Genomic DNA, 19,794 nt, shown 5'->3' with positions numbered 1-19,794 from the left:
GGTTTGGCGGGGGCCGGGGCCCGGCCGGTCCCGCCGGTGCCGCCGGTTCCCCCGGTGCCTCCCGTGGTGGCGGATCCACCGCCGGTGGCGGTGCCGCCGCCCGAGGTCCCGGTGCCGCCCGTGCCACCGGTGCCAGTGCCGCCGGTCGTCCCGGTGGCACCTGTCGCAGCACCGCCGGACCCGCCGCCGGAGCCACCACCTGACGCGCCGCCGGACCCCCCGGTGCCGCCGGAGCCGCCCGAGCCGCCTGCGGTGCCCTGGCCGGGGTCGGTCGGTTGCCCGCCGGGGCCGGCGTTCTGAGCGCGGACACTGTCCGGCGAGAAGGTCGGACGCCCCCGGGTGCCCTCGATGTCGGTGCCGCCGAAGATCCACAGGTCGACGCTGCCCGGCTTCGGCTGGTAGCTCATCGCACCGAGCTGGCTGTAGGACCACTCGTTCTGGCCCGGATCGGCGTGCCAGTACGACCAGTAGGCCGTGGCCGGCGGCGTGAGGACGCACTTCTCCTGGTCCGGGGTGGGGAACTGCTTGCCGCCCTGGAACCCGCTGTAGCCGATCCGGCAGATGAACGCCGGACCGTCGTGCCCGGTACCGGTGGTCTTCCAGCCGCCCTGGTTGAGCAGGGTGTATCCGGTGGTCGGGGTGGTCCCGCAGGAGCGCAGCAGCGGGCCGCCCCACGTGCCCAGGTCGACCGCGAGCACCACACCGGAGGTGGTGGTGCACTGCTCCATCGGCAGCGGTGACGCCGACGCCGGGGTCGCCCCGACGCCGCCCCAGGCGAGGGCGAAGGTCAGCACGGCGGCCGCGGACAGCCGGACCGGCCGCCGGCTCACCGGTGACGCCCCGGGGCGGAGGCCGTCCGACGACGGGCGGCGAGCACGGCGGTGGCCCCGATCACGGTCAGCAGACCGGCGGTCCCGGTCAGCGCCAGCGCCTGGCTTCCGGTGCCGGCCAGGCTGCCCGGGCCCGTCCCGGTCCGCACGGTGGGGGCGGGGGCGCCCGCGTCGGCGAGCGGCGCGTCGACCCCGCCGACGACCGCGGCGCCGGCCGTCGAGGTGGTCGCGCCGCCGGGGGCGGGCGGCAGCGCCGTCGCCGTGCCGGTCGGCAGGGCCGTGCCGGTCACCGTGGGCGGAGCGGTCGCCGACGGTGTACCGGTCGGCGCGGGGGTACCGGTCGGCGCGGGGGTACCGGTCGCGGTCGGCGTACCGGTCGCGGTCGGCGTGCCGGTGGCCGTCGGAGTACCGGTCGCCGTAGGCGTCCCCGTCGGCGTACCGCCGAGGTTCCGGGACAGCGTGCCGAAGGAGATCCCGGTGGAACCGCCGACCACCTGCGTGGACGCGCGGACGTCCGAGCCCTGCTGCCCGGCGGAGGCGACGTCGAACCCGCCGTCGCCGTTCTGCCGGCCGGCCAGGAAATCCAGCGCCTTGGCGATCCGCGCGCCGTAGGTGGCCTTGCGCAGGGTCATGCCCTGAATGGCGAGGGCCGTCGAGTTGGTCGAGTGGCCGGCCGCGCCGGGGAAGCCGCCGTCGGGCAGCTGCTGGGCGGCGAGCCAACCGAGCCCCTGGTCGACGGCCCGGGCGGCCTCGTCGCCGGGGACGAGGGCGAGGGCCATGGCGGCCATCGCGGTGCTGTCCACGTCGGAGTCGCCGGTGGCCGGGATCAGACTCGGCCAGGAGCCGTCGGCGTGCTGGAGGCCCTCCAGGTAGGTGATCGGCGCGGCGGCGTTGGCCGCGTCACCGGCGCGCAGCTGGGCCATGATGCCGAGCGCCTGGGAGAACACCGAGGTCGCGTAGGTGTAGTTGCCGGGTGCCGCGCAGCCGGTGTTCTGGTCGGCCTTGGCGCAGACGGCCCGGTCCAGCGCGGCGATCAGGTCGTGGCCGCCGAAGGCCCGCGGGTCACGGCCGACGATCTCGGCGAGCAGCGCCTCCTTGCCGATCGAGCCGCCGCCCGCGTACTCGGTGCCGACGGCCGTCCAGTCGTTGACGGTCCGCTCGTTGGGGTCCTTGCCCCGCTGGTCCAGGAAGTCCACGATCCTGCGCAGGGCCGCGTCGTCGGCACCGGTCGCCGCGAGGGCGTAGGCGCCGTCGATGGTGAGCCCGAAGTCGGCGAAGGTCGGGAAGGCCTCGTAGTAGTGGCCGTCGATCAGGCGGGCCGGATCCGTCAGGTAGCCGCTCCCCCGGGCCAGGTCGGGGGTGCGGCCGGCGGGCGGGGTCGCGGTGGCGCCGTCCGGGTCGTGCCGGACAGTGGTGAGGTCGGTGCCGGTCAGCGCCAGGACGGCCTGCTCGGTGGCGGCCGCGTCGGCCTCGGAGGTGGCCGCGTCGGGGCCGAAACCGCCGTCCTCGCCCTGGCGGCCCGCGAGCCAGGCCGTGGCGGCGTCCCGCCGGGCGCCCTGGCCGGTGGCCCGAAACGCCTGTGCCGCGCTCGCGGTGCTGACGGTGTCGCCGGGGGCGCCCGCGTACGGCAGGAGGGAGCCGTCGGCCTGCTGGCTCGCCGCGAGTTGGTCCGCCGCCTTCTTCGCCGTCGCCTCGAAACCGGGGGCCGTGCGCAGGGCGAGGGCGGCGACGGCGGTGGTGAGCGGGTCGGACTCGCAGTGGTCACCGGCGACGATCATCGATCCGGCCAGCCCGCCGTCGGCGCACTGGAGGGCCGTGAAGCGGGCGAGTGCCGGGGCGGGCGGCGTGACGCCGGCACGCTGGAGCGCGATGACGCCGAGCGTCTGGACCCAGGGGGAGGCCGCCCCGAGGAAGTCCCCGGCGGCGGTGCACTTGCCGTTCTCCCCCGCCGCCGCGCAGACGTGGTCGGTGAGCGCGGCGACCAGGTCCCGGCCGCCGAAGGAGCGCGGGTCGCGGCCGGTGCTCTCGGCGACGAGGGCCAGCAGCGCGGCGGCCCGTGCGTCGGGCGCGCCGGTCGGACCCTCGGGGAGGAGGAACGCGTCGGTGTGCGTGGAGAGGAAGCCGAGCACCTTGCGCAGCGCCGGATCCTGCGTACCCGCCGCGGCGAGCGCGACGGCGGTGAGCGCGGTCCGCGGGTAGTCCGGCCCCTCGGTGGCCCAGTTCTCCATGTGGTCGCCGGCGACGAGGCGCCCGGCCAGCCAGGCCGCCGCGGCCGCCGGGTCGCCGGGGGCGGCCGGCGACCCGGTGGAGGTCGACGTCGGGCTCGGGGTCGCCGTGGGCGAGGGCGAGGGGCCGTCGTTCTTGGCCCGGACGGAGTCCGGGGTGAAGGTCGGCGCGCCGCTGGTGCCGCCGATGTCGGTGCCGCCGTACACCCAGGCCTCGACCTCGCCCGGCTTGGGCTTCTGCGTCCCCGCGCCGAACTGGCTGTAGGACCAGGCCTGTTGGCCGGGTGCGGCGATCCAGTACGACCAGTACGCGGTGGCCTGCGGGGTGTTGACGCACGACTCCTCGGCCGGCGTCGGGTACTGGGTGCCGGCGTCGAAGCTCCCGGTGCCCAACCGGCAGATGAAAGCCGGCCCGTCGTGCTCGGTGCCGGTGGTGGTGAACCCCGCGGCGTGCAGCAGGTTCATCCCCGTCGTGGGGTTGGCGTCGCAACCGCGGACGATGCCGCCGCCCCAGTGGCCGAAGTCGACGGCGACGATCGCGCCGGTCGTCGCGGTGCACCGCTCGATCGGGTCGGCGGCGGCGATGCCGGGCCGGCCGAGCAGGACCGTTCCGCAGGCGGCGGCCGCCACCGTGCCGGCGACCACCAGGGAGGCGAGGTCCCGGCTTCTGTGACGTGTGCGACTGCTGCTGACCCTCACGACGACTCCCTCGTCGGTCGACGCAGGAGACCACGGCGCAGCCGACGGTACCCGGGCAGGGACCGTCCCGACCACGTCGTAGTCCGCGACGACGCATGTGCTTGGAACAGACCCCCGGTCCAGGCATTCCGGCTCACCCACCCGGAGGTGGGTCCACGGTTGCGGGTCAGCGCCGGAATCGAACCGGCTTCCCCTGAATGCCGAGGGTGAAAAACGGTTCATCAGACCACGTCGGTCGAGGGACAGTCAACGGGTCGTCATGTCGACCACATCACCTCGTGATCGGGAGCGCCGTACGGTAGCGTCCGCGGTGGCCTGACGGGGGAACCCGGTGCGAATCCGGGGCTGACGCGCAGCGGTGTGGGGTGGCGTTCGAGCCACCCCGAGCCCGGATGCCCGCCCGGCCGTGCACCACGGCGAATGCCGGCCCACGCGATTCGGGCGGCGACCGCTCCAGCGGTCGCGCGCGCCCGAACGGACGCCGGACCGCACGGGGCAGGGTCGGCGCCCGCCACCCCAAGGAGCCTGTCCCGTGACCCTCCCCACCACCTCGCGGACCACCCCGTCCCGTGCCGCCTCCGCCGTCACCGTGGCGCTGTCGGCCGGAGCGCTGCTGCTCACCCCCGTCCCCGCCCACGCGACGGCCAGTCCCGCGCAGATAGCCACCTCCAAGAGCACCGGTGTCACCTACCTGAAGTCCCTGCAGGCCGCCGACGGCGGCTACGTCACCGGTGGCGGGCTCTCCAACGAGTGGGCCTTCAGCGCGCTTGCGGCCGCCGGCACGGCAGCGGCGGACGTCACCCCCGGTGGTGACGCGAGCAAGAACGCCCGCCTCGTGTACCGCAACCAGCTCGCCGCGCCCGGCTGGCCCGGCGGCTCGCCGGTCGTCACGGACTACGAGCGCGGCATCCTCAACGCCTACGCGGCGGGCATCGACCCCGCCCGAGTGGGCCCGGCCCGCAACCTCCTCGCCGACCTCACCGCCTACTGGCAGAGCGCCGAACCCGGCTACTACGGCCCGTCCGCCAACTTCAACGGCACCGTCTTCGGCCTGCTCGCCCTCGCGGGTGCCAGGACCCAGGCGGGCGCCCAGCGCGCCCCGCAGGCCCTGCTGAACGCCTCCGTCACCGCGGTGCGCGCCAACCAGCACAACGACGGGGGCTGGAACTACAGCAAGGCCGCGGGCGACCCGACCGCCCTCGCCCAGGGCAGCGACGTCGACATGACCGGCGCGGCCATGGCCTCGCTGTGCACCGGCGGCGTAGCCAACACCGATCCCGCGATCGTCGCCGCCAAGAACTTCCTCAAGGGCAAGCTCGCCTCGTCCGGGGCCTTCAACGCCATGTTCGGCGTGAACACCGACTCCAACGGCTGGGCCGTGTCCGGCCTCAACGCCTGCGGCATCAACCCCCAGGGCACCGACTTCACCAGCGGCACCGGCAAGACCCCGCTCGACTTCCTCATCGCCCAGCAGTTCAAGCCCGGCGGCGGCTTCAAGTACCTGCCCACCGACACCACCCCGTCCCCCTACGCCTCCGTCGACGGCCTGCGCGCCGTCGCGGGCGCCGGCTTCACCGCCACCCCGCCCGCCCCGACCACCGCCGGGGAACCGGCCTGGGCGGCGACCGGCGGGTTCACCGCCGGCACCGCGGCCAGGCTCGCCCTGGTCGTCGACGACGGCACCGGGGCGCTCAAGGTCTGCGCCGTCACCCTCACCCCGACCGGCACGGCCACCACCCTCGGCGAGGTCCTGGACGCGGCGGCCGGCGCCACCCCGGGCGGCTGCGTCACCTCCGTCACGCCGTCCACCGGCGGCGGCACCGTCACGGCGGTCAACGGCACGGCCAACAGCGGTTCCTCCACCTGGAAGGTCGGCCTGGACGGCGCCGCCGCGAGCGCCGCCACCCGGGCCACCACCGTCCATCTCGGCGACACCGTGTCGCTGCGCTACGGCAGTTGACCGCACGCCGCCGGGAGGGGGACGATCCGCGGTCGGCCCCCTCCCGGCGGGCGGGAACCACGACGGCCCGGCGGATCCGCCGCCCGGGCCACCGGACAGGGGGAACGGGTACCGATGAGCGTGACCAGATGGGTGGCGGGCGGCTACGTGGCCTCGGTCGGCGTGCTGGCCGCCCTGGGCGGGTTGACGGAGAACGGGCGGTACTACCTCGCGGCGCTCCTCCTCACCCTGCCCGTCGGGTTCGCCGCACTGGCCGCCGTCTACCTCGCACGGGGCCTGCTGACCGGCATCGGCGGGCTGTTCACCGCGACCCGGCTGCCGGGCGGCGACGAACCGGCATGGCTCACCACCGCCGGCACGGTGGTGAACACCCTGCTGTTCACGGCCGCGGCGGTCACCACGGTCCTGCTGGCCGACCGGCTCGCCCGCCGGCGCCGGGCCTCCCGGGACGCCTGAAGCCGTGCCGCCGGTGCCCCGGCTCCTCCGAGGGGAGGGGCCGGGGCACCGGCGTTCGGCTGTGGGTCCGGGCGGCGTCGTGCCGGATCTCAGGGCGCGGTGATGCCCGGCTGCGCGCCGGCGCCGAAGGCCCAGCCCTCGACCTCGCCGGGCGCCGGGTTGTAACTGCCCGCGCCCAGGCCGCTGTACGACCAGGCGCCGCCGTGCTGGGCGTGCCAGTACGACCAGTAGGCGCTGCCGGTCGGGTTGGTGCAGGTGGTCGGCAGGGCGTTGATCGTGCAGACGAAACCCGGGAAGCGCGGGTGGAAGGCGTACGAGAAGCCGGCGCCGGTCAACGCGGCCAGGCCGCTGGCCGGGTCACCGAGCGCGCAGCCGGTCTGGACGCCGCCGCCGACCGCCGTGAAGTCCACCACGACGGTGACGCCGGTGGTGCCGGAGCAGGCGGCGGCCCGGGCCTGCGGGGCCTGGACGGCGGAGATGCCGAGCAGGCCGGCCGTGAGGGCCACGGCCCCGGCGATCGACCCGAGCGTGCGGCGGACGGGACGGACCGGGCGGGCCGGGGTGAGGGTGTCGGTCATCGGAACTCTCCTCGCGGGATCAGGGGTTCGCGGGATCAGGGGTTCGCGGGTTCTGGGGTTCTCGGGATCAGGGGTCCGCCGCGCCGGCGTCCGCCGCGCCGGCGCTCGCGGCCTCAGCCGGCGGCCGGTGCCGGGCAGGCGAGGGTGGGGGCGCCGGGACGCGCACCCGCGGCGGACAGGGTGGCCAGCGGGGTGCCGGCGAGGCCGAGGACGGCCTGCGCGGTGGCCCGGGCGCCGTTGCCCGGGTTGAACCCGGACGCGTCGTAGGCGACCGCGCCGCGCACCGCCGGGTCCGTGGCGCAGCCCTGCTGGAACTTCACCAAGCGGCTCCAGCCCTTGAGGCCGGCGCCGAAGCGCCCTGCGGAGAGCAGCGCCTGGGTGGCCAGGCCGGTGGTGTTGGCGTTGGAGGCGGTCGCCCCGGAGGCCGCGAAGCCGCCGTCGGCGTTCTGACGGGAGGCCAGCCAGGCGAGGCCGGAGGCCGCCTTGGCGGCGCGGCCGGTGGCGGCGAGGGCCTGGACGGCGAGCGCGGTGGCGTCCGGGTCACCGGTGCAGGTGGCCGCGCCGAAGGAGACGGGGAAGCCGCCGTCCGCGCACTGGCTGTTCGCGAGGAAGTCCACGGCCGCCGCCGGGGCGTCACCGGGCGTGCGGTGCAACGCGATCAGGGCCAGCGACTGGCCGAAGGCGTTGCTGTAGTCGCCCCACTGCGAGCGGTCCGAGAAGCGGCCCTCGGCGGTCTGGAGCGAGCGCAGCCGGGCCGGCAGGTCGACGCCGCCGAACCCGGCCGGGTTCCCGCCGCGCACCTCGACGGCGAGCAGCAGCTTGGCCGTCGCGCCCGCGTAGGCCTCGGTGGTGCCGTCGCCGAGGTAGCCGCCGATGATCTCGGGCTTCGCCAGCCAGGCGGTGGCCCTGGCTGCCGCCTGGTCGGAGCTGTGCGAGGCCGCGAAGGCCAGTACGGCGTCGACGGTCAGGCCCTGGTCGGGGTAGGCGGTGCCGTTGAAGACGGACTCGAAGTGGTCCCCGTCGACGAGTTGGCGGGCCAGCCAGCCGGCCGCCGCGGCGTCCGGCCGGAGCGTCGCGGACGACGTCGCGGATGTCGTCGCGGCGGGCGCGGCCGCGGGCGCGGCGTGGGCGGCCGCCGAGGCCGGGAGTGCGGTGGCGAGGGCGAGGGCGGGTATCGCGAGCAGACCGAGGGTGCGGCGGAGCGGGGGCATGGGTGCCTTTCCGGGCCTGGACGCAGGGGCCCGGAAGGCGCGCGGCGGGTGCCGGGGCAGCCTTCGGAGCTCCGGCCCGCAGACCACGACGGGAGGAGTGGACGCCACATCTCCGCCGACGGGTACTCGGGCTCGCCGCCGACGTGACGTCGGCGACCTACCGTTGCGGGTCAGCGCCGGATTCGGACCGGACTTCCCCCGTTGACGGAGTCACCATGTGACGGCTCATCATCGCGAAGCGGAAAAGACCGGGTCAAGGGATCGTGCGTCACATCATCATGACCACCCGGTGGTTCGCCGACGCCGTGCCCCCGGCCTGCCGGACTCCCCTCCCCCGCCCGGCAGGTCGTCGCCCCGGGGACCGGTACCGGCACCCGCGACCACGATCACCCCACCGGACCGCGAGGCCGGTCGGAGCCATCGACCGGGCCCCCGCCGGCCTCCCGGCTCACGGACTCGCACGAACTGTCCCGACACACGAACTGTCCGACACACGGTCGGCCCTGGCATCCTGTCCGGGTGTCGAAGAAGCGTCAGCGTGCCACGACCCTCGCCGAGGTGGTGGCCGCCATGGAACCTCCGTCGGCGGACGAGCGCGCCGGCTCGTACACCCTGCGTCCCGTGGCGGCCCGTGGTTTCGCCGACGGCGAGGGCTGCCACTGGCGGCTCGCCCGTGGGCCGCTGCACCCCCGCCGGGCCAAGCGGCTGGCCGTCTGCGCCGACGTGATGTCGATGGGCGAGTACTACGACGACCGGGCCGAGCGGTGGCTCCCCCGCTTTCTGGCGGACGCCGAGCGCCCCGCCGCGTGGCTGGCGGCGCGGGCCCGCCTCGACGCCACCGACCTGCCGATCCATGAGGCGTACGAGTTCACCGCCGACGACGGCCGGGTGCTCCTCTTCATCGAAACCTACTGCTGACCCGACATCTCCCGGTCGGACTGTCGTATCGGATGGAGAGATCGTCGGCTTCACGCAGGGGCTGGACACCGCCGAGGAGACGGCCGGAAGCCGCGGGAGGTCGAGGACATCGGCGCGGGGCCGGCGTGGAAATCGGGTGCCCGGCACCGGGCCGTCGGGCCAGAATGCGCGCATGGACGACACGGTGGGGCCGGCGGAACGCTTGGTGGCCGCGGCACGGTTGGCGCGGGTCTCGGAGGCGGACCACGACGGGCACGCCTACTGGGCGCTGGTCCGGGAGGCGGCGCAGGAGGAGAACGGGGAGCCGGCGTTGCGCCGCGGGTCGGGCTTGCTGGGGTCGGCCGATGCCCTGGAGCGCAAGGTCGGCTGCGATCTGGTGGGAAGCGCGGCCGACACGCACGAGTCCCTGCGCAGCGCGGCGGCGACCGCGCTGACGGCGCCGGCCGAGGTGGAGACGGAGACCTCCGTCCTGTCCTCCCTCGTCTGCGCCCTGGGCCGGACCCGGGACCGGCGCGGCGTTCCCGTGCTGGTCGGCCTTTCCGGACACGAGGACGCCGACCTGCGGCGTCAGGTCGCCTCGGAGTTCACCTTCGTCACCAGCGGACTGTCCGACGGGCCCGACGTCCGGGCGCTGATCCGGCTCACCCGGGACGAGGACCCCGAGGTCCGCGACTGGGCGGCCTTCACGCTGGGGTTCCAACGGGAGCAGGACACGACCGCCATCAGGGACGCGCTGTGGGCGTGCACCACCGACGCGTGCGACGAGGTCCGGGAGGAGGGCGCCCGGGGGCTGGCCAGACGGCACGACCCCCGCGCCGTGCCGCTGATCGCGCGACTGCTGGAAACCGACGGCTGGTCCCACTCCTTCACCCTCGACGCGGCGGAGATCCTGGGCGTCCCCGCGCTCCTGCCGGCGCTGGCCGCCTGCGACCCCGCCTCGCCCGAGACCCACCGGGCCGTCGCGGCCTGCGACCCGGTGCGGCGGGCCCGGCTGGAGGACGACGCCTGGACGGTCGTGACGGAGCTGGAGCGGCTGCGCCCCGGCATCGGCGCGGCACTCGACTCACCGCGCTACGAGTCCGTGCACGCGATGCGGCTGACCCACCGGGAGGCCGCCGACGCCGGCTACGACGTGGCCGAGCTGCTCTCCCGCGCCGGCGGGGACCCGGCACGGGCGGCCGGGCTGGTGGTGGCCGACCTCACCCGGTCCCCCGGGGGGCGGTCCGCGACCTGACGGCCTCCCGGGCCCCGCACGTCGGCGACCAGGGCCACGACGAGGCGGGGCACCGTCCCCGCCCCTCGCATCGGCCGTTCCCGGCCGACGGCGCCCACCGCGCGGCTTCCAGCAGCAGGCCGAGGGCGTGGTCGTCGATGCTCACGGACGGGTCGAACGCGTGGGGGCTGAACCGTGCCGCCAACAGGGGATGTATGCCGCCGGACGGTTCAAGATCACTTCGCATGTCCAGCGGTGACCCACCACTACCCGAGCGTATTCCGGCCCGGCGGCACGAGTCCTGGCGGACCGACAGACCGACCGACTGACGGCGTGTGGTAGCGTCCGTCCCTTCTCCGGTAGGCCGGATGAGGTCCCCCCCCAGCAGGTTCCCGTGACCGACCCTTCCCAGCAGCTCCGGAGCGCTCTCGACGCGCTGGACACCGTTTTCGCGCCGGTCTCCGAACGACCCTTCACCGTCGGCGGCTGCGCCTACTGCTACACCGACGCCGACCTCGCGGCACTCGCCGGGCCCTCGCAGCGGCTACCGGAGGCACTGGTCCGCTCGGTCGCGGCGGAATCGGAAGGCCACTGGGACGACTTCCCCGCCCTCTACCGCCGGATGACACCGCGCGTCGTCCGCCTCCTGGCCACCGATCGGCTGCACGTCGACCACGGGCTGATCGCCTCCCGGCTGCTCGCCGCGGAGCCGCGGACCTGGTCGGAGCCGGAGCGGGAAGCGCTGGAGGGCGTCTGGCACGCCTGGTGGCGGGCGGCCCTGCACGAGTACCCGGGCACCGGGTCGGTCACCGGGGTACTGGAGGCGGTCTCCGTCAGCACCGGGAGCCTCTCGCCGTGGCTGACGGTCTGGGCCGGTACCCGGACCGACGCGGCGGACCGCCACCTCGCCGACGCGCTCGACGACTGGCTCTTCGAGGGGCAGCTGGCGGATCTCCGGCTCGGCTTCTACGACGAGCTGCACGCCGCACCGGAGCTGCTGAGCTGGCTGCTCTCCCTGGAGGAGGGCCGGATCGGTGCCGCCCAGCTCTTCGAGGTCGAGCGCATCGCCCACCGCTAGGCCGTACGCGCCCCCTGGACCGGCCGGGATCCGACCGGCCCAGGGGGTTGCGTTGTCGCGCGGGCGGGCCGAGGCTGGAAGGGACCCCGTCGGGCAGGCCCGACCGCACCGCGCCCCCGGCCGGTCAGCGGCCGGGGCCCGATCAGCAGAGCGAGACCCACCATGAGCACGCTGGTGGACGCGTTACGCGCCGCACATCTGATCACGCAGCTCCCGCTCCCCGCGGGCGGGGAGCTGTCGGCCCTCTCGGCCACCACCGCCTCCACGGCGGCCCCCTTCGACGTCGAGCTGACGATCGGCGGCTTCCGCGGGACCGTCCACGGGGCGACCGCGAGCGGCGGCCCGGCCTCGGCCCGGCTCACCCTCCCGCTCACCGGGCTCGTGTTCGGCGGCCAGGCCGACGGCACGCCGGTGTCCCTCACGGTGACCGGTCCGGCCGTCGCCACGGTGGACATCGACCCGAAGGGCGTCCGCTGGGCGCTCGGCGGGCCGGTCGGCGGGGCCGCGACGGTCGCGCTCACGCCGGCCCCGGCCTTGCTGCACGCGTCGCCGGGCGGCACCGCCGTGTCGCTCGGGCTGACCTCGGCGGCGCTGCGCCTCGCCGACGGCGCGCCCGCGTTCGAGCTGGCCGGCACCGTCACGGTCGGTGGTCTGCCGTCGGCCGCCCCGGTGCCGCTGGACTTCGCGCTGACCGTCGGCCGGCCGGGCTTCGCCGGCGGTGTGAGCGCGACGGCGGGCCCGGTGCACTACAGCCTCGGCTGGAGCGGAGCCGGCGGGCCGTTCCCCGACTCGATCGACGTCAGCACGCCGTTCGCCCTGCCGAGCACCGCCGTCGTAGGCGTCGCGGCGCCGACCGTCGGCCGGTCGGTGGTCCGCGCCCGGTTGGCGCACGACACCGGCGGCTACCGCGGGACGGTCGCGGTGGAGTCCGGCGAGGACGGCGTGCTCGCGGACACCGACACCGGCCTCGCGGCCGCGGCGGTGCTGGTCACCGCCACCGCCGCGGACACCGAACCGGTGGCGAAGGGCAGCGACCTCGCCGCGCTCACCGCGTTGGCCGCCGAGGCCCGGACCCTCGTCGGGGGCACCGGGGCCGACACCGGGATCCTCCCCCCGGGCCCCGGGAGCCACGGCCGGACCACGGTCACCGCGGTCCGGTTCGACCCCGCCACCCCCGGCCGTGCCAGGATCGACTACCGCGCGGAGCTCGACTGCCGGATCCGGTCGACGATCCTGACGGCGGGCACCGTCGCCCCCATGCGGGTCGCGGTCCGCGACGCCCTGCTGGAGTACGGCTCCGGCGCGCCCCTGCTGAGCTTCGAGGGAGCGTCGATCGACGTCTCCGACACCGGGCGCTGGGAGGTGTCCCAGCCCTCCGGCCTGCTCCAGGTGACCGGCGTGCGCTCGGGCCACGGTTCGTCCTTCTTCGAACTGGACCTCCGCCTGACCTTCGACCTCGGCCCGGTCCACTCGGCCGGCGGCGTGCTGCGCGTCTCGCTCGACGACCACCAGGTGTCGCTCCAGGGGTTCTCGCTGTCCCTGGAGGTGCCGGATCTGGTCTCCGGCGAGGGCCGGATCGCCTTCGGCGACGACGGCGCCTTCTCGGCCACGCTGCGGGTCGAGATCACCCCGCTGAACCTCGCCGCCGACGCCGGGCTGACCAGCGAACGGCTGAACGGCACCCGGTCGATCCTCGCGGTGCTGGGGGTGACCCTGCCGGCGCCGATCCCGCTCGCCGACAGCGGGCTGGGCCTGTTCGGCATCGAGGCCGTCCTGGGGCTCAACCGCGCCTCGACGATCGACGGGACCGTCGGACAGCCGTCGGATGTCGAGCAGCGGTTGCGCTGGCAGCCGGACGCCGAGCACACCGTCGGACAGCTGGGAACGCACCTGTTCGGCGCCGGGGTCGCCGTCGGCACCCTGCCCGACCTCGGCCTCGCGTTCTCCGCGCTCGGCCGGGTCGTCGTGCGCACCCCCGACCTCGGCCTGCTCGTCGCCCTCGACGCCACCGTCCTGTCCACGCCCCGCGACGTGACCCGCAAGCCCGACGCCACCACGAGTGCCAGGATGACCGGTCTGCTGTCCGTCGGCGCCGAGGAGCTCTACGCGGGCGTCGCCGGGCAGTACCACCTCCCGCCCGACGACCCGGCGCACCCCGGGGCGTGGCACCTGCTGGAGATCGACGTCCCGGCGGAGGCCCGCTACGTCCGGGCGTCCGGTGCGAGCGACTGGTTCGTCCACCTCGGGGCCGCGCCCGGCTACGGCACGCCGATCCGGGCGGTGCTGCTGCCCGAACTCTTCGCGGTCGGGGCCGAGGCCTTCCTGATGCTGCGGGGCAACGGGTTCCCGAAGCCGATACCGGGGCTGCCGGCCACCCCGGCCGCGGGGTTCGGGGCCGCGGCCGGGTTCTCCTTCCGTGCCAAGTACGGCATGTCGCCGGTGTGGGCCGAGCTGTCGGCCGGCGCGGTGGCCGCGGTCGGCAGCGCGCCGGTGTTCGTGGCCGGCTCGGCGGACGTCCGCGGCGCACTGCACCTGGGACCGTTCAGCCTCGGCCTGAACAGCACGCTGACGCTGCGACTGGGCCCCGGTGACGCCAAGTTCGCCGAGCTCAAAGCCTGCGGATCGATCGACCTGTGGCTGTTCGAGCTCAGCGGCTGTGTGCACCTGACCTTCGGCGACAGCAAACCGGTCAAGCCCGATCCACCGGCGGACCCGCTGGTCTCGGCGACCGTCGCCGACTTCACCGGGGCCGCCGCCACCGACGGCACCATGACCAAGGAGTCCGACGGCGCGCCCGCGATGTGGCCCGACGGCGTCCTCCTGCTCGGCTTCGCGCCCAGTCCCGCCTACACCGGCCCGCCCGGCGAACCGTTCCACGGGGCCCTCGACCAGACCTCCTCCCCGCCCGGCCACGGCACGGCGGCCGCCCCGGACGGCACGATCGGATCGCCCGGCTACCCCGGGCACTGGAAGCTGACCGGTCTGACCCTCCAGCGGCTGGACAACGGCGTCGACGTGCCGCCGCACTCCCAGCTGCCCGCCTGCTGGCAGCTCCCGCCCGGAGTGGCGCCGAACACGCCGACCACCGGCCGGGTGCTGGCCCTGCTGACCCACGAACCGGCGCTCTGGGCGCAGCACCTGCTCAACGGAGGTGCGAAGGACCCCGCCGACCCGGTCCTGCGGTTCCGGCGCGACTGCGCCAGCGACTGGTCGGCGGCACCCGGCTGGGCCGTGGGCGGCCGGGCCGTCCCGGACGGCGTCTCCTGGCGGCTCCCGTCACTCGCCGACGGGCCGTCCACACCGGGGCCGACGCCCGCGACCACCGCCACCGTCCGGGCCACCGCGAGCACCGTGGTCACGGCGGTCGCACCGCTCGACCCCGTCCCGGCCGTCCCCTCGTCGGCGCCGGTGCTGCCGCCGGGCACCGCGCTGGTCCCGGGCGGGCCGCCCGACACCGGCCCGGTGTCCGTCTCCCTCCCGTCGACGTTCCCGCCGGCGGAGTTCCCCGGCCTGCTGCCGCTCGCCGATCTGGTGGTGGTTCCGTCCGAGGGCGGGGCCGACGACGTCCCGCGGCCGGTCCGGACCACCCTCACCCTGGACTCGCCGCTGGTGCCGTGGGAGCGGGCGGGCGTCGCGCCGACGCTCGTCCTGCGGTACACCGCGGAGTCCTTCCAGGCCGTCGAGGTCTTCACCGAGCGAGCGGGCTCCCGGGTGGACTGGGCACTGACGAACACCCAGAAGACGTCCGGCGGGATCCTGGGTGTCTTCGAGTACCGGCCCGGTGACGGCTCCCCCGACCCCGTGGCCACCGTGACGGTCCGCCACGGGCTCGTCCCGGTCGCCCGCCCCGTCGGTCCGCTGCTGGCCGTGGTCGCCGTCGGCGGCGTCACCGCCGTGGCCGCCGACGCCGTCGACCACGCCCGGGCCGCCGGCAAGGCCTCGATCGCCGAACGGAAGACGTCGCGCGGCCTCTCGCTGGGCAACCTGTTCGTCGAGGACGCCACCTACCGGCTGGACGTCACCTGGGCGGGCTCGCTCGACGGCAGCACGCAGACCTCGGGCGGCACCGAGAGCCGCTGCTTCCGGATCGCCGGGCATCAGGCGGCGCGCCCGTCGCAGGCGGCGCTCCAGCACGACGTCAGCACCTTCCATCCCGCCATGCTGGGCCGGTACCTCAAGGGCTACTCGGCCGGCGGTGACGCCCCGGTGTTCTACGACGACCGGCTCGTGGCCACCTTCTCCACCGACACGGTCTCCACCGTCGCCCGCCTGTACGGCTACCTCGTCGACCTCGAAGTCACCCGGACCGATCCGCCCCCCAGCTGGCGGGAGGACCCGCGCCGCAGGCAGCTGCTGACCGGCGGCCTGGCCCCGTCGGCGCAGTTCGGACTGATGGACGCGGTCGACCGGTACGGCGTGCTCGACACCGCACAGCAGGCCTGTACCTGGCCCGTCACCGCCGCCGACCTGGCGGTGAAGCCGCTCCTGGTCGGCGACGCCTCCTACGACCTGGCCGCCGTGGCCGAACTCCGCTCGGACACCACCCAGCCCGACCGGGTGCGGACCCCCCTGCCGCACGTCTCCTTCCGGACCAGCCACTGGGCCCGCGCATCCGTCATGTTCGAGGACCTCGGCTTCGGCGGCCCGGTGGACGCCGTGCGGCACCTCCTCGTCCGCTCCGCCCCCACCGACCCGGGCGAGGACAGCGACGGCGCCCTGCGCGCGGCCCTCGACCGGGCCGGCGCCGACCCGGGCCCGCTGGACACCTGGGCCCGCACCACCGTGCTGTGGGTGCCCGACGACGCGGGCGGGCACGCCGTCGGCGGGGTGCTGCTGGAGGCCGTCGAACCCCTGGTGCGCGCCGGCCGGCTGAAGGACCTCGCCCTCACCGGGTTCGTCACCCGGACGGACCGCGCCGGCACGACGGCGCTGTGCGTGCCGCCCGGCCCTGTCCCGGCCGGGCCGCTCACCCTCACCTGGCAGGAACGCGCACCGGAGAAGGCCGACTGGAGCAGCACCTCCGCGACCCTCACCCTGCCCGCGCCCGCCACGGTGCCGACGCTCGCCCTGGAGGTGTGGCCATGACCACGGAACCGGCCTGGGTCAGCCCCGCGCTGCTCACCGCGGAGTGCGTGACCGTTCCGCAGGACGAGGCGATCGGCGCGGGGCTGCCGCCCGGCGTGCACCTGCGGGTGTTCCCCTCCCCGCTGATCGGCTTCCCGGTCTGCCCGTTCACCGTCTGGCGGGCCGGGAGCGCCACGCTGTCCAACGACCCCTTGCCCGTGGAACTGCCCGACGGCTCCCGGTGCTTCACCGGCACGGGTGCGCAGGCTCTGCTGGTCGGCGCGTGGGGCGGCCCCGACCGCACCCTCACCGTCGTGGACGCCGCCGGACGTCCGGGGCCCAGCTGCACCGGGCGCTCCCCGACGCCGCGGCGCCCGTTCGTGGCCCGGGTGCCGCTGCCGGGGCTGCGCTACCAGGGGCCGCCCACCGACCTCCGTCTCGCGTCCTACCGGTCCGGGCCGCGGCTCGACGGCGCGGTGGTCACACCGCCCGGCTGGCTGGCCGACCCGCCGATCGACGCGATCGGCGCCGAGCTGCCGGAGGGTGTCTGGTGGTGCGGAGCCGATCGCGGGTCCTACTACTCGGCCGACCGCGACCCCCGGGTGCGCCGCGGGGTCGCCGACAGCACCGTGCCGCCGTACGACCCGGCACCGGAGGACCCGGTGGCACGCGCCGCCGCAGCCGCCCACCACCTGGAGACCGACATCGGCCGGCTCTGGGCGCGGGACGCCCACGCGTCACCGCCCTCGCTCGCCCCTCTCACCCCGCTGTCGCTGCCCGGTGCGGGCGCCGGCCAGAAGGAGGTCGCGATCGACGCCGACCTCTCGCTCGCCCTCTGGGCGGCCTCCACCGACCCGGCCACGGCCCGCTGGTGGGGCTTCGCCACCACCCTGGACGCCGACCCGGCGCCACTCGTCGGCCCGGAGCTGGTCGGCTGCTTCGCCGTCGCCGCGCTGTTCGCGATCGAGCCGACGGAGCGCAACGCCCTGCTGCTGACACTGCTGCCGGACGCGGCGGATCCGATGGAGCAGGCGGTCACCCAGGCCCTGTACCAGGCCCACACGGAGAAGCGCCTGCTCGACCGGGCCAAGGAGTTGGAAGCCGCCGGGCAACGGCTGGTCAGCCTCTGGACCCTCGCCGTCGCGACACCGCCCCCCGACCCGCCCGACCCGCCGCAGGTCGACGCCCTGCCCGACCTCACCCGGTGGAACCCGGCCCACGAGGTGACCGGCGAGCCCGGCGACACCTGGACGGTCTCCCTCTCCGTGCGAAACACCATGGCCGGCCCGCTCGCCGTGAAGCGCGAGCCCGGCGGCTGGCTCAACCCGGTGATCGACGACACCGGGCCCCATCGGCAGCCGATCATCGCGGCGTCCGCCGGGCCGGGCACCGGGGCCGTCCTCGTCACCGACACCGACTGCCCGGCGGGCAGCGCGCGTTGGCTGGTCGCCACCGGCGACCCGTGGGGCCGGTGGTCGGACTTCGGCAGCTCGGGCGACGTCCAGCAGCCCGCCCGGCCCGACCCGGCCGTGCCCGCCGTCGCGCTCGACTACGTCCAGGCGTTCCCTGCCGCCACCGGCGACGCCCCCGCCGTCCCGGGCACCGTCACCGTCCGGGCGACCCTGAACGCCCCCCTGGCGGGCGGCGCCCCGCTCCGCTCGCTCGAACCCGAACTCACCGGCACAGCGGGCCCGTTGGCCTTGAAGGAGCAGGCCGACGGGCTGTGGACGGCCGAGGCCGCCGCACCGCCGACCACCCCCGGTACCAGCGTGGCGCTCTCCTGCACCGTCACCGCCACCTACCAGGACGACACCCGAGGCTCCGGCTCCGCCGGCCTCACCGTCCACGACCCGCGGCCCTGGACCAGCCCCCTGCGCGGCGAGGTGATCCTGTTCAGCGGCGACCGCAGGCCGGACGGCTTCGCCGAGCTGGACCTCTGGACGCCCCGGCCGGACGGCGTCCCGGCCGGCACCACCTGGCGGGTGTACGCGGGCGAGGAGCCGCCCCCGAGCACCGCCGGGGCCGCCGGACAACCCCGCTGGCAGCGCGCCGGGACGCTCCGCGAGGAGACCGCCGCCGGACACACCCCGATGGCCCGGGTCACCGAGGCGACGGTGACCGACGCCGACGGACGGCTGCGCGTCCGCTGCCCGCTCCCCGGGCGGCTGGAGTCCTTGCGGGCCCTGCAACTCGCGCCGGTGAGCGCGAGCGGGCTGGAGGCTCCCCGGGACCGGCGGGGCTGCTGCGTCGTCGCCGTCCCGCTGACCGACACGCCCCCCGCCCCGCTGCTCACCGCCGCCCTCGACCCGGACGGCCGCACCGTACGGCTCAGGGTGTCGGTGGCCTTCCCCGGTGACCGGTCGGCCACCGGGGGCATCGCGCCGCCGATCACCCGACGGCTCGGTCCGGACCGCGAGGCCCCGCCGCTCGTCCGGGTGCGACGGTCCGCGGCCGGTGGCCCGCCCACCGCCTGGCCGGTGCTCGGCACCGTCGACATGCGCCCGGAGCCGCCCGAGAACCCGGCCGACGGCTGGCGGTGGACCGGCGAGCTCCCCGACACCCTTCCGCCCGGCACCCCGGCCTGGGCGCCGCTGCGCTACGCGTGCGAGGCGGCCTGGCCCGCCGAGCCCACGTTCCCGCTGGACACCGAACCGCTCGCCGGCGTGTTCTACCAGACCTTCGGGGCGCCCGCCACGGAGGCCCGGCCCGGTGGGTGGAGCCCGCTCTCCGAGGCGCGCGGGGTCGCCGCGCCCCTACCGCTGCCGACCGTCGTGCCCGTCTACACCGCCCACGGCGACGGCACCGCCGCCCTCGCCGTCACCGTGCCGGTCACGCACCCGGCCGCGGCGCCCTGGACGCTGTCCGCGACCACCACCTCGGCCGGACCGGCGGGCCCGGCCGGTCCCACGCCGTCCACCACCGGCGCCGGGCCCGAACTGCGCCTCGACGCCCTGCCCGGCCAACCGCCGCCCGAGCACTGGCTGGTGGCCCTCACCACACCGGACGGCCGCACCCTCCCGATGGTCACCGGCACCGGCGCCACCCCGGCCTGACGCCGTCACGGCGGGTACGGCCCCGCGACCGGCGCCCCGGTGGGCCGAGCCGTCCCGGCCGCCCGCGCGGCCGGGATCGGTCGCGGTAACTACGGCCGGGGTCAGTCGCGGTACTGACGGCCGGGGTCAGTCGCGGTACTCACAGAGGTAGGCGGTGTCGACGTCGGCCTTGACCTGGAACCGGCTGTCCGCCGGCACGTCGAACCGCTCGCCGGCCTTGAAGGTCTCCCACTGCTCGGAGCCGGGCAGCCGGACGGTCAGGGCGCCGGAGACCACGTGCATGATCTCCCGCTTCGCGGTGCCGAACTCGTACTCGCCGGGCGCCATGACACCGACGGTCGCCGGTCCGTCCGCCGCGGTGAAGGCGATCGACGTGACCGTGCCGTCGAAGTATTCGTTGACCTTGAACATGGGCGTCCTCTCGGGGATGAGCAGAGAGGACCGGCCCACCCGTGGCGGGCCGGTCCCCGGTGGGGGGAAGGGTACCGGCGGGGGGTTCGTCGTCGAGG

11 protein-coding genes, 1 pseudogene and 3 riboswitches are annotated in these 19,794 nt (G+C 75.9%); of the genes and pseudogenes, 7 read left to right on the top strand and 5 right to left on the bottom strand.

The features are described 5' to 3' along the window. Window positions 1-284: 284 nt before the first annotated feature. Window positions 285-830: pseudogene (locus tag ACFXHB_RS07350) on the bottom strand (hypothetical protein); the annotation flags it as partial. Continuing rightward, complete coding sequence (locus ACFXHB_RS07345) at window positions 827-3,754, bottom strand: prenyltransferase/squalene oxidase repeat-containing protein (protein ID WP_380572839.1); 2,928 nt, start codon at window positions 3,752-3,754, stop codon at window positions 827-829. The pseudogene ACFXHB_RS07350 and the gene ACFXHB_RS07345, both read right to left, overlap by 4 nt. Before the next feature lie 100 nt (window positions 3,755-3,854). Next, a riboswitch (cobalamin riboswitch) is annotated at window positions 3,855-3,998 on the bottom strand. Window positions 3,999-4,075: 77 nt separating this feature from the next. Further along, window positions 4,076-4,152: riboswitch (cobalamin riboswitch) on the top strand. Window positions 4,153-4,286: 134 nt separating this feature from the next. On the opposite strand from ACFXHB_RS07345, the gene ACFXHB_RS07340 reads away from it, so the two are divergent. Beyond that, on the top strand, window positions 4,287-5,714 hold the full coding sequence (locus tag ACFXHB_RS07340; protein WP_380572838.1) for a hypothetical protein: 1,428 nt from the start codon (window positions 4,287-4,289) through the stop codon (window positions 5,712-5,714). Window positions 5,715-5,828: 114 nt separating this feature from the next. Continuing rightward, on the top strand, window positions 5,829-6,170 hold the full coding sequence (locus ACFXHB_RS07335; protein ID WP_380572837.1) for a hypothetical protein: 342 nt from the start codon (window positions 5,829-5,831) through the stop codon (window positions 6,168-6,170). An 89-nt stretch (window positions 6,171-6,259) separates the two neighbouring features. On the opposite strand, the gene ACFXHB_RS07330 is transcribed toward ACFXHB_RS07335, so the two are convergent. Continuing rightward, on the bottom strand, window positions 6,260-6,748 hold the full coding sequence (locus ACFXHB_RS07330; protein WP_380572836.1) for a flagellar hook-length control protein FliK: 489 nt from the start codon (window positions 6,746-6,748) through the stop codon (window positions 6,260-6,262). 113 nt (window positions 6,749-6,861) lie between these two features. Further along, window positions 6,862-7,959: a prenyltransferase/squalene oxidase repeat-containing protein gene (locus ACFXHB_RS07325; RefSeq protein WP_380572835.1), complete on the bottom strand. Its 1,098-nt coding sequence runs from the start codon at window positions 7,957-7,959 to the stop codon at window positions 6,862-6,864. Between the two features lie 99 nt (window positions 7,960-8,058). After that, window positions 8,059-8,207, bottom strand: a riboswitch (cobalamin riboswitch). A 271-nt stretch (window positions 8,208-8,478) separates the two neighbouring features. Here ACFXHB_RS07325 and ACFXHB_RS07320 point away from each other — a divergent pair. From ACFXHB_RS07320 to ACFXHB_RS07300, 5 genes are all read left to right on the top strand, one after another. After that, the gene (locus ACFXHB_RS07320; RefSeq protein ID WP_380572834.1) at window positions 8,479-8,877 is read left to right on the top strand and encodes a hypothetical protein; all 399 of its coding nucleotides are present in this window, start codon (window positions 8,479-8,481) and stop codon (window positions 8,875-8,877) included. Between the two features lie 172 nt (window positions 8,878-9,049). After that, complete coding sequence (locus ACFXHB_RS07315) at window positions 9,050-10,111, top strand: HEAT repeat domain-containing protein (protein WP_380572833.1); 1,062 nt, start codon at window positions 9,050-9,052, stop codon at window positions 10,109-10,111. Window positions 10,112-10,484: 373 nt separating this feature from the next. Continuing rightward, window positions 10,485-11,168, top strand: coding sequence for a hypothetical protein (locus ACFXHB_RS07310; protein ID WP_380572832.1), 684 nt, complete (start codon window positions 10,485-10,487; stop codon window positions 11,166-11,168). 162 nt (window positions 11,169-11,330) lie between these two features. Then, a complete protein-coding gene (locus ACFXHB_RS07305) occupies window positions 11,331-16,253 on the top strand; it encodes a hypothetical protein (protein ID WP_380572831.1) in 4,923 nt (1,640 codons plus the stop codon). After that, entirely contained in the window at window positions 16,250-19,285 is a 3,036-nt protein-coding gene (locus ACFXHB_RS07300; RefSeq protein ID WP_380572830.1) for a hypothetical protein, read from the top strand. Before ACFXHB_RS07305 ends, ACFXHB_RS07300 begins: the two co-directional genes overlap by 4 nt. A 126-nt stretch (window positions 19,286-19,411) precedes the next feature. Here the strand turns inward: ACFXHB_RS07300 and ACFXHB_RS07295 are convergent, their stop codons facing one another. Then, window positions 19,412-19,696, bottom strand: a complete 285-nt coding sequence (locus ACFXHB_RS07295; RefSeq protein ID WP_380572829.1) for a pyrimidine/purine nucleoside phosphorylase — start codon at window positions 19,694-19,696, stop codon at window positions 19,412-19,414. Window positions 19,697-19,794: the final 98 nt, after the last annotated feature.

The sequence above is a fragment of the Kitasatospora sp. NPDC059327 genome, from assembly GCF_042752535.1.
Taxonomy (GTDB): domain Bacteria; phylum Actinomycetota; class Actinomycetes; order Streptomycetales; family Streptomycetaceae; genus Kitasatospora.
The sequence above is the reverse complement of the archived record's forward strand: the minus strand, read 5'-3'. Positions and strand labels throughout refer to the sequence as shown.